10 protein-coding genes are annotated in these 9,717 nt (G+C 57.7%); 1 reads left to right on the top strand and 9 read right to left on the bottom strand.

What is annotated here, in order from left to right; translation table 11 throughout:
- The first annotated feature begins 23 nt into the window (after positions 1 to 23).
- Complete coding sequence (gene uvrA, locus B2Y33_RS11500; RefSeq protein ID WP_028687678.1) at positions 24 to 2,858, top strand: excinuclease ABC subunit UvrA; 2,835 nt, start codon at positions 24 to 26, stop codon at positions 2,856 to 2,858.
- A gap of 95 nt (positions 2,859 to 2,953) precedes the next feature.
- On the opposite strand, the gene bfr is transcribed toward uvrA, so the two are convergent.
- The 9 genes from bfr to secY all read right to left on the bottom strand — a co-directional run bounded on the left by bfr (position 2,954) and on the right by secY (position 9,654).
- Positions 2,954 to 3,418, bottom strand: a complete 465-nt coding sequence (bfr, locus tag B2Y33_RS11505) for a bacterioferritin (protein ID WP_206405817.1) — start codon at positions 3,416 to 3,418, stop codon at positions 2,954 to 2,956.
- Positions 3,419 to 3,581: 163 nt separating this feature from the next.
- On the bottom strand, positions 3,582 to 5,021 hold the full coding sequence (locus B2Y33_RS11510; protein WP_206405818.1) for a catalase: 1,440 nt from the start codon (positions 5,019 to 5,021) through the stop codon (positions 3,582 to 3,584).
- Positions 5,022 to 5,192: 171 nt separating this feature from the next.
- On the bottom strand, positions 5,193 to 5,579 hold the full coding sequence (gene rplQ / locus B2Y33_RS11515; RefSeq protein WP_003255451.1) for a 50S ribosomal protein L17: 387 nt from the start codon (positions 5,577 to 5,579) through the stop codon (positions 5,193 to 5,195).
- Positions 5,580 to 5,621: 42 nt separating this feature from the next.
- Positions 5,622 to 6,623, bottom strand: coding sequence for a DNA-directed RNA polymerase subunit alpha (locus B2Y33_RS11520; RefSeq protein ID WP_003255452.1), 1,002 nt, complete (start codon positions 6,621 to 6,623; stop codon positions 5,622 to 5,624).
- A 22-nt stretch (positions 6,624 to 6,645) separates the two neighbouring features.
- Positions 6,646 to 7,266, bottom strand: a complete 621-nt coding sequence (gene rpsD / locus B2Y33_RS11525; protein ID WP_003257114.1) for a 30S ribosomal protein S4 — start codon at positions 7,264 to 7,266, stop codon at positions 6,646 to 6,648.
- 15 nt (positions 7,267 to 7,281) lie between these two features.
- On the bottom strand, positions 7,282 to 7,671 hold the full coding sequence (gene rpsK, locus B2Y33_RS11530; RefSeq protein ID WP_003255454.1) for a 30S ribosomal protein S11: 390 nt from the start codon (positions 7,669 to 7,671) through the stop codon (positions 7,282 to 7,284).
- Between the two features lie 18 nt (positions 7,672 to 7,689).
- Entirely contained in the window at positions 7,690 to 8,046 is a 357-nt protein-coding gene (rpsM, locus tag B2Y33_RS11535; protein ID WP_009681976.1) for a 30S ribosomal protein S13, read from the bottom strand.
- A 131-nt stretch (positions 8,047 to 8,177) separates the two neighbouring features.
- Positions 8,178 to 8,294, bottom strand: coding sequence for a 50S ribosomal protein L36 (gene rpmJ, locus B2Y33_RS11540; protein WP_002555468.1), 117 nt, complete (start codon positions 8,292 to 8,294; stop codon positions 8,178 to 8,180).
- Positions 8,295 to 8,322: 28 nt separating this feature from the next.
- Positions 8,323 to 9,654 (bottom strand): preprotein translocase subunit SecY, encoded by a 1,332-nt coding sequence (gene secY, locus B2Y33_RS11545; protein WP_003257108.1) that lies wholly within the window; start codon positions 9,652 to 9,654, stop codon positions 8,323 to 8,325.
- Positions 9,655 to 9,717: the final 63 nt, after the last annotated feature.

The following is a 9,717-nucleotide window of genomic DNA, read 5'->3' on the forward strand; positions in this document are numbered from 1 at the left end:
TATGCCCGCCGAGCGAGGCCGCAGTGGACAAGATCCTGATTCGTGGGGCACGTACCCACAACCTGAAGAACATCGACCTGACCCTGCCCCGGGACAAGCTCATCGTCATTACCGGCCTGTCGGGCTCGGGCAAGTCATCCCTGGCCTTCGATACGCTGTACGCCGAGGGCCAGCGTCGTTATGTGGAATCGCTGTCGGCGTATGCCCGCCAGTTCCTCTCGATGATGGAAAAGCCTGACGTCGATACCATCGAAGGGCTGTCACCGGCCATTTCCATCGAACAGAAATCCACCTCACACAACCCCCGCTCCACCGTCGGCACCATCACCGAGATCTACGACTACTTGCGCCTGCTGTACGCCAGGGTCGGGACACCCCGCTGCCCAGACCATGACATACCACTGGAAGCGCAAACGGTCAGCCAGATGGTCGACCTGGTACTGGAGCGCCCGGAAGGCAGCAAGTTGATGCTCCTGGCCCCGGTCATCCGTGAGCGCAAGGGTGAGCACCTGGCGGTGTTCGACGAGCTGCGCGCCCAAGGCTTCGTCCGCGCCCGCGTCAACGGCAAACTCTACGAACTGGACGAGTTGCCCAAGCTGGACAAGCAGAAAAAGCACAGTATCGATGTGGTGGTCGATCGTTTCAAAGTGCGTGCCGATCTTCAGCAGCGATTGGCCGAGTCGTTCGAGACCGCGTTGAAGCTGGCGGATGGTATCGCGCTGATCGCTCCCATGGACGACGAGAAAGGCGAAGAGACCATTTTTTCGGCGCGCTTTGCCTGCCCCATTTGCGGTCATGCGATCAGCGAACTGGAACCCAAGCTGTTCTCGTTCAACAACCCGGCCGGTGCCTGCCCGACCTGTGATGGCCTGGGCGTTAAGCAGTATTTCGATACCAAGCGCCTGGTCAATGCGGAACTGACCTTGGCCGAAGGCGCCATTCGCGGGTGGGATCGCCGTAACGTCTACTACTTCCAGATGCTGGGGTCGCTGGCTGCGCATTACGACTTCAGCCTGGACGAAGCATTCGGCGAGCTTGCGCCGGAGCATCAGAAGGTGATCCTGCAAGGCAGCGGCAAGCACAGCGTGGACTTCAAGTACCTCAACGACCGGGGTGACATCGTCAAGCGCTCGCACCCGTTCGAAGGGATCATCCCCAACCTGGAACGCCGCTACCGCGAAACCGAGTCCAATACCGTACGCGAGGAACTGGCCAAGTACCTGGGCACCCAGCCGTGCCCGGACTGCCGTGGCACGCGGCTGCGGCGCGAGGCGCGTCATGTGTGGGTCGGTGAGAAGACGCTGCCGGCGGTCGCCAACATGCCGATCGGTGACGCCAGTGGCTACTTCAGCACGCTGACCCTGACCGGTCGCCGTGGCGAAATCGCGGCCAAAATTCTCAAGGAAATCTGCGAACGGTTGCAGTTCCTGGTGAACGTGGGCCTGGACTACCTCACCCTTGACCGTAGCGCAGAAACCCTGTCCGGTGGTGAGGCTCAGCGCATCCGCCTCGCCAGCCAGATCGGCGCAGGCTTGGTGGGGGTGATGTATATCCTGGACGAGCCGTCCATTGGCCTTCATCAGCGCGACAACGATCGCTTGCTCGCCACCCTCAATCACCTGCGTGATCTGGGCAACACCGTAATCGTCGTCGAGCATGACGAGGATGCGATCCGCCTGGCGGACTACGTGGTGGACATTGGGCCAGGGGCCGGCGTGCATGGCGGCAAGATCGTCGCTGAGGGTACGCCTCAGGAAGTGATGGACCACCCGGACTCCGTAACCGGCCAGTACCTGTCCGGCCGTAGAAAGATCGTGGTCCCTGCCAAGCGCACACCGCGCGACAAAAAGCTGCAGCTCAAGCTCAAGGGCGCACGTGGCAACAACCTTCAGAACGTCGATCTGGAAATCCCCATCGGGCTGCTGACCTGCGTGACCGGCGTCTCAGGCTCCGGCAAGTCCACGCTCATCAACAACACCCTGTTCCCGCTCGCAGCCACCGCCCTGAACGGCGCGAGCAGCCTGGAAGCGGCGCCCCATGCCAGCATGGACGGGTTGCAGCACCTGGACAAGGTGGTGGATATCGACCAGAGCCCCATCGGCCGCACCCCCCGGTCCAACCCTGCCACCTACACAGGGATCTTCACGCCGATCCGCGAGCTGTTCTCTGGGGTGCCTGAATCACGCTCGCGCGGGTATGGCCCAGGCCGGTTCTCGTTCAACGTGAAAGGCGGGCGCTGCGAAGCGTGCCAGGGCGACGGCCTGATCAAGGTGGAAATGCATTTCCTCCCGGACATCTACGTGCCTTGCGATGTGTGCAAGAGCAAGCGCTACAACCGCGAAACCCTGGAGATCAAGTACAAGGGCAAGAACATCCACGAGGTGCTGGAAATGACCATCGAGGATGCGCGTGAGTTCTTCGATGCGGTGCCTGCATTGGCGCGCAAGCTCCAAACCCTGATGGACGTAGGGCTTTCCTACATCAAGCTAGGTCAATCGGCGACGACGCTTTCGGGGGGCGAAGCCCAGCGCGTGAAGCTGTCACGGGAGCTGTCCAAGCGCGATACCGGTAAGACCTTGTATATCCTGGACGAGCCTACTACGGGCCTGCACTTCGCCGATATCCAGCAGCTGCTGGACGTTCTGCACCGGCTTCGTGACCATGGCAACACCGTGGTGGTCATCGAGCATAACCTGGACGTCATCAAGACAGCCGATTGGCTGGTGGACCTCGGGCCAGAGGGCGGCTCAAAGGGTGGGCAGATCATCGCATGCGGTACGCCCGAGGAACTGAGCAAGATGAAACAATCCTACACCGGGCACTACCTCAAGCCTCTGCTGGAGCGAGACCGAGCGTGATGAACGTGAAGGGGCGCCTAGGCGCCCCTTTCTTATCGGCTCATCGCTTTCATGCTAGAGCCACTACAAGGCCCAAGCACAATGCAATCGAAGCATTACATCTGTGATTGCAGGTAATTCTGCAGACCGATCGCCTTGATCAAGCCTTGCTGCTTCTCGAGCCAATAGGTGTGATCTTCCTCGGTATCGGCCAATTGCGCGCGCAGAATGTCACGGCTCACATAATCCTTGTGCAGTTCGCACAACTCGATCCCCTTGCAAAGCGCCGCTCGCACTTTGTATTCGAGCTTCAAATCCGCTTTGATCATTTCAGGGACAGTGGTTCCCACTTCGAGATCGTCCGCACGCATGTCCGGGGTGCCCTCGAGCATGAGAATGCGGCGCATCAAAGCGTCAGCGTGCTGCGCCTCTTCTTCCATCTCATGGTTGATGCGCTCGTAGAGCTTGGTCAGGCCCCAGTCTTCGTACATGCGCGAGTGAATGAAGTACTGGTCACGTGCAGCCAGTTCGCCCTTCAGCAGCATGACGAGGTAATTGATGACGTCTGGGTGGCCTTGCATCGCCGGGGTTCTCCATGTGAAAGCGTGTATGCCGCATAGTGTGAACCACATTGTGCGCTTGGTCACTGAAAACCGCGCGACTCACTGGAAAAAATCGGGCAAACGGTAGTGATATTCATTGAAAAACCGCCCAAATGAGGGCGGTTATTCTTATCACTTCGACTTAGGCGATATTCATCCCAAGCGCCTTTGCGACACCTGCCCCGTAAGCGGGATCGGCTTTGAAGAAGTATTGCAATTGACGCTGGATGACATCGTCGGTAACTCCGGACATGGCCCCCGCAATGTTGTTGACCAGTAGCTCCTGCTGCGCCTGGCTCATCAGCCGGAACAGGGCGCCCGCGTGGCTGAAGTAATCGGTGTCCTCGCGATGATCATACCGGTCGGCCAAACCATTCAGCGCAAGCCCAGGCTCACCATGACGCGGCGATTGCTTGGGAGCATCCGCGTAGCTGTTGGGCTCATAATTGGGTGCCCCACCGTAGGTACCCAGCGCCATCGAGCCATCACGCTGGTAGCTGTTGACAGCACACCGGGGGGCATTCACCGGCAATTGCTGATGGTTGGTGCCTACCCGATAGCGGTGCGCATCGGCATAGGCGAACACGCGGCCTTGCAGCATGCGATCAGGTGACAGCCCCACCCCAGGCACCATGTTGCTCGGACCGAATGCAGCCTGCTCGACTTCGGCGAAGTAGTTCAGTGGGTTGCGGTTGAGCTCCAGTACACCCACTTCGATCAGCGGGTAATCTTTCTGCGACCAGGTCTTGGTCACGTCGAACGGATTTTCGGAACGGTTCGCGGTCTCTGCTTCAGCCATGACCTGAATGCACACCGTCCAGCGCGGATGGTCGCCACGCTCGATGGCCTCGTACAGGTCGCGCTGGGCGTAATCCGGATCGGTGCCGGCCAGACGCGCAGCTTCAGCAGGCGCCAGGTTCTTGATGCCCTGCTGGGTCTTGAAGTGCCATTTGACCCACGTACGCTGACCGTCGGCGCTGATCAAGCTGTAGGTATGGCTGCCGAAGCCGTGCATATGCCGATAACCGTCGGGGATACCGCGGTCCGAAAACAAGATCGTGACCTGGTGCAGCGCTTCCGGCGAATGAGACCAGAAGTCCCACATCATCTGGGCATTCTTCAGATTGGTCTGAGGATGGCGTTTTTGCGTGTGAATGAAGTCTGGAAACTTCAGTGGATCACGGATGAAGAACACCGGCGTGTTATTGCCGACGATGTCCCAGTTGCCTTCTTCCGTATAGAACTTGACCGCAAACCCTCGTGGGTCACGCTCTGTGTCGGCCGAGCCACGCTCCCCACCTACCGTGGAAAATCGCAGAAACGTTTCGGTCTGCTTGCCAATTTGCTCAAACAGTTTCGCACTGGTGAGGTGAGTAATGTCGCGCGTCACCGTGAACGTACCGTAGGCACCAGAGCCTTTGGCATGCACACGTCGCTCAGGGATGTTTTCGCGGTTGAAATGCGCCAGCTTCTCGATCAGGTGGAAGTCATCGAGCAGCAGTGGACCGCGTTGACCTGCGGTACGGGAATTCTGGTTATCCGCTACAGGTGCACCGCTGGCGGTAGTAAGCGTTTTGCTCATGGGCTCTCCTCGATCAGTCTCAAATGCCTGTTTATCGGCTTGAGAGGATTATCAGCAGAATTGGCCCCACCTGGAAATTTATTGAATTACTGGATGTGATAGATAGTTTTAATAACCTGAAATACAAAAAACCGGGCACTAGGCCCGGTTCTTTGTAGCAGACAAAACGTCTTACTCGGCAGCTTCTACAGCACCACCGACTGGACGATCAACCAGCTCGACGTACGCCATTGGCGCGTTGTCGCCAGCGCGGAAACCGCACTTCAGGATGCGCAGGTAGCCGCCCTGACGGGTGGCGTAGCGCTTGCCCAGATCGTTGAACAGTTTACCAACAGCGGACTTCGAACGGGTACGGTCGAAAGCCAGACGACGGTTGGCAACGCTGTCTTCCTTGGCCAGGGTGATCAGCGGCTCGGCAACGCGACGCAGTTCCTTGGCTTTCGGCAGGGTGGTTTTGATCAGCTCGTGCTCGATCAACGACACTGCCATGTTCTGGAACATAGCCTTGCGGTGAGAGCTGGTGCGGCTCAGGTGACGTCCACTTTTACGATGACGCATGATTCATTCCTTACCAAACACTAAGTTCGGTGATTACGACGATCAGGCGGTCGCCTTGTCGTCCTTCTTAAGACTTGCAGGCGGCCAGTTGTCGAGGCGCATGCCGAGAGACAGACCACGAGAGGCCAGGACGTCCTTGATTTCAGTCAGGGACTTCTTGCCAAGGTTAGGAGTCTTCAACAGCTCTACTTCGGTACGCTGAATCAGGTCGCCGATGTAGTAGATGTTCTCCGCCTTCAGGCAGTTGGCCGAACGTACAGTCAGTTCCAGGTCGTCAACCGGACGTAGCAGGATCGGATCGATCTCGTCTTCCTGCTCGACTACGACAGGCTCACTGTCACCTTTGAGGTCGACGAACGCGGCCAACTGCTGTTGCAGGATGGTCGCGGCGCGGCGGATAGCCTCTTCAGGATCCAGGGTGCCGTTGGTTTCCAGATCAATGACCAGCTTGTCCAAGTTGGTACGCTGTTCAACACGTGCGTTCTCGACCACATAGGCGATACGACGCACAGGGCTGAACGAAGCGTCCAACTGCAGACGGCCAATGCTACGGCTTTCGTCTTCGTCGGTCTGACGGGAGTCGGCCGGCTCGTAACCGCGACCACGAGCTACAGTGAGCTTCATGTTCAGGGCGCCATTCGACGCCAGGTTCGCGATTACGTGATCGGGGTTGACGATCTCGACATCGTGATCCAGCTGAATATCGGCAGCGGTAACCACCCCCGAACCCTTTTTCGACAAGGTCAGCGTAACTTCGTCACGACCGTGCAGTTTGATAGCCAGGCCTTTCAGGTTCAACAGGATTTCAATGACATCTTCCTGTACACCTTCGATCGCGGAGTACTCGTGGAGTACGCCATCGATCTCGGCCTCGACTACTGCACAGCCAGGCATGGAGGACAACAGGATGCGGCGCAGCGCGTTGCCCAGGGTATGGCCGAAGCCACGCTCGAGAGGCTCGAGCGTGATCTTGGCGCGGGTCGGACTGACTACCTGCACATCAATGTGGCGGGGAGTCAGGAACTCATTTACCGAAATCTGCATGGATGCACCTATTTTCTAGCCCTTACTTGGAGTAGAGCTCGACAATCAGGTTTTCGTTGATGTCGGCAGACAGGTCGCTGCGAGCAGGAACGTTCTTGAAAACGCCCGACTTTTTGGCAGCATCCACGTCAACCCACTCAACGCGGCCACGCTGGGCACACAGTTCAAGGGCTTGAACAATGCGCAGCTGGTTCAGCGACTTCTCACGAACCGCGACCACGTCACCCGGACGAACTTGGTAGGATGGAATGTTTACAGTCTTACCGTTGACGCTGATCGCTTTGTGCGAAACCAGCTGACGGGACTCGGAACGAGTCGAGCCGAAGCCCATACGGTAAACGACGTTATCCAGACGGCACTCGAGCAGTTGCAGCAGGTTCTCACCGGTTGCGCCTTTTTTCGAGGCAGCAGCTTGGTAGTAACCGCGGAACTGACGCTCCAGAACACCGTAGATACGACGGACTTTTTGTTTCTCGCGCAGCTGGGTACCGTAGTCGGACTGACGGCCACGGCGCTGGCCGTGGATACCTGGGGCTGCTTCGATGTTGCACTTCGATTCCAGAGCGCGAACGCCGCTCTTCAGGAACAGATCGGTGCCTTCACGACGAGACAGTTTGCATTTTGGACCAATGTAACGTGCCATTTATCTGTCTCCTGATTACACGCGACGCTTCTTCGGCGGACGGCACCCGTTATGCGGGATTGGCGTCACGTCGGTGATGCTGGCGATCTTGTAGCCGCAGCTGTTCAATGCACGAACGGCGGACTCACGACCTGGACCTGGACCCTTGACGTTTACGTCGAGGTTCTTCAGACCGTATTCCAGCGCAGCTTGACCAGCACGCTCAGCAGCGATCTGGGCTGCGAACGGGGTGGATTTGCGCGAACCACGGAAACCCGAACCACCGGAGGTCGCCCAGGACAAAGCATTGCCCTGACGGTCGGTGATGGTCACGATGGTGTTGTTAAAAGAAGCGTGGATGTGGGCGATGCCATCAACCACTGTCTTTTTGACTTTTTTACGAGGACGAGCAGCAGGTTTTGCCATGTCTATATTCCTGGGCGATTACTTGCGGATCGGCTTACGCGGGCCCTTACGGGTGCGTGCGTTGGTCTTGGTGCGCTGACCGCGAACCGGCAGACCTTTACGATGACGCAGGCCGCGGTAGCAACCCAGGTCCATCAAGCGCTTGATCTTCATGTTTACGTCACGGCGCAGGTCACCTTCGGTGGTGAACTTCGCGACTTCGCCACGCAGGGTTTCGATTTGCTCGTCGCTCAGATCCTTGATCTTAGCGGCTGGATTTACACCAGCATCTACACAGATTTTCTGTGCAGTAGTGCGACCGACACCATAGATGTAGGTCAGCGAGATAACAGTATGCTTGTTATCTGGAATGTTAACGCCTGCAATACGGGCCATTCAGTGGGACTCCAATTGACAGCTACCTACGCCCCGGAAGCCAAGAAATAGGGCGCGAGATAATATCGCTGTAGAAACAAATAATCAACCCAGCAGCACACTAGCTGCTGGGTTTGAAGCGCGAATCACACTCAGCCTTGGCGCTGTTTGTGACGCGGTTCCGCGCTGCAGATCACTCGTACGACGCCTTCGCGACGGATGATCTTGCAGTTGCGGCACAGCTTTTTCACCGATGCACGAACTTTCATTACCGACTCCTCGAACCTTAGGGGCTTATCAGCGCAGCAAACCGCTGCCACCGTAGCCTTTCAGGTTGGCTTTCTTCATCAGGGATTCGTACTGGTGCGAAACGAGGTGCGATTGTACTTGGGACATGAAGTCCATCACAACCACTACCACAATCAGCAACGAGGTCCCGCCAAGGTAGAACGGCACATTTGCTGCCACCACCAGGAACTGGGGCAGAAGGCAGACGGCCATCATGTAAAGAGCACCGAACATGGTCAGACGAGTCAGAACGCCATCAATGTAGCGCGCCGACTGCTCACCAGGACGGATACCCGGAATAAAGGCACCGGACTTCTTCAGGTTTTCCGCTACGTCTTTCGGATTGAACATCAATGCTGTGTAGAAGAAGCAGAAGAAAATGATCCCTGCACTAAACAGCAGAATGTTCAACGGCTGACCAGGAGCGATCGACTGCGAGATGTCCTGCAGCCAGCCCATACCTTCGGACTGACCGAACCAGGCACCCAGCGAAGCCGGGAACAGCAAGATGCTGCTCGCGAAGATGGCCGGGATAACCCCCGCCATGTTCACCTTCAGCGGCAAGTGGCTGGTCTGCGCAGCGAAGACCTTGCGGCCCTGCTGGCGCTTGGCGTAATGAACGGCAATACGCCGCTGACCACGCTCGATGAACACCACGAAACCGATGATCGCTACTGCCAGCAAACCGATAGCGACCAGGGCGAAAATGTTGATATCACCCGTGCGTGCAGACTCGAAAGACTGCCCGATTGCTCTCGGAAGACCGGCAACGATACCTGCGAAAATCAACATCGAGATACCGTTGCCCACACCGCGCTCGGTGATCTGCTCGCCCAGCCACATCATGAACATTGCGCCTGCCACGAAGGTGGAGACGGCAACGACATGGAAGCCGAGGCCTACAGAAAACGCCACGCCCTGGTTGGCCAGGCCAATGGACATGCCAATGGCTTGAACCAGCGCCAGGATAACGGTGCCGTAGCGGGTGTACTGGCTGATCTTGCGACGGCCAGCTTCACCTTCCTTCTTCAACTGCTCCAGTTGCGGGCTGACCGCGGTCATCAGCTGCATGATGATCGATGCCGAAATGTACGGCATGATCCCCAATGCAAAGATGCTCATGCGCTCAAGCGCGCCACCGGAAAACATGTTGAACAAGCTAAGAATGGTCCCCTCATTCTGCCGAAACAGATCCGCCAGACGGTCCGGATTGATGCCGGGAACCGGGATATGCGCACCTATCCGATAGACGATGATCGCCATGAACAGAAAGCGCAGACGAGCCCAGAGTTCCGACATCCCGCCCTTACCGAGCGAAGAGAGAGCACCTTGCTTAGCCATTTATTCCTCGAACTTGCCGCCAGCTGCTTCGATAGCCGCACGCGCACCCTTGGTGGCTGCGAT

It is taken from the genome of Pseudomonas sp. UBA5666 (genome assembly GCF_002420785.1).
In the GTDB taxonomy this organism is placed as follows: Bacteria; Pseudomonadota; Gammaproteobacteria; order Pseudomonadales; family Pseudomonadaceae; genus Aquipseudomonas; species Aquipseudomonas fulva.